The following is a 503-nucleotide window of genomic DNA, read 5'->3' as shown; positions in this document are numbered from 1 at the left end:
CAAGCCCACCACGCCGTGACACACGGCGCCCACCACGCCGCCACGCTCAAACACGCCGGCGGCCAGCGCACCCGCCCGCTGGTCCTGCCCCACGTCGAACATGCAGCCGTGGCCGCCGGGGTAGAACACGGCGTCGATGCTGTCCAGGTCGCGGAGGATGTCGTCCAGCCGCTGCGTGTCCTCCATCATGCGCGCCGCGTCGCGATCATCCAGGAAATCGCGGCACATGCCGTCCCCCTTCTCCTGCTCCACGCTGGAGGGATCCAGGCTGATGCGGCCGCCGTTGGGGGACGCAAACACAATGCTGAAGCCGGCGTCCTTGAGCACGCGGTACGGCTTGGCCACCTCCGACAAGTAGTTTCCGGTCTTCTGTGCATCGCGTAGCGCGGCAGCCACGTGAGCGTGCGCACGCAGGCGGCGCCACGAGGCGGCAATCGCTGGCGGCATGCCTTGCCCGAGTTGGGGAAGCGGTCACAGTTGCTGCAGAGGAACACAATCTTCTT

Annotated in this window: 1 protein-coding gene; it reads right to left on the bottom strand. The window is 67.4% G+C overall.

Going from position 1 to position 503, the window contains the following annotated elements; genetic code table 11:
- Positions 1 to 447: DJ-1/PfpI family protein (locus tag ACK41V_RS23925; RefSeq protein WP_409786225.1), on the bottom strand; the 447-nt coding region annotated here is incomplete at its 3' end.
- Positions 448 to 503 lie beyond the last annotated feature (56 nt).

This window comes from Acidovorax sp., assembly GCF_046291265.1.
Taxonomy (GTDB): Bacteria; Pseudomonadota; Gammaproteobacteria; order Burkholderiales; family Burkholderiaceae_C; genus Acidovorax.
The sequence above is the reverse complement of the archived record's forward strand: the minus strand, read 5'-3'. Positions and strand labels throughout refer to the sequence as shown.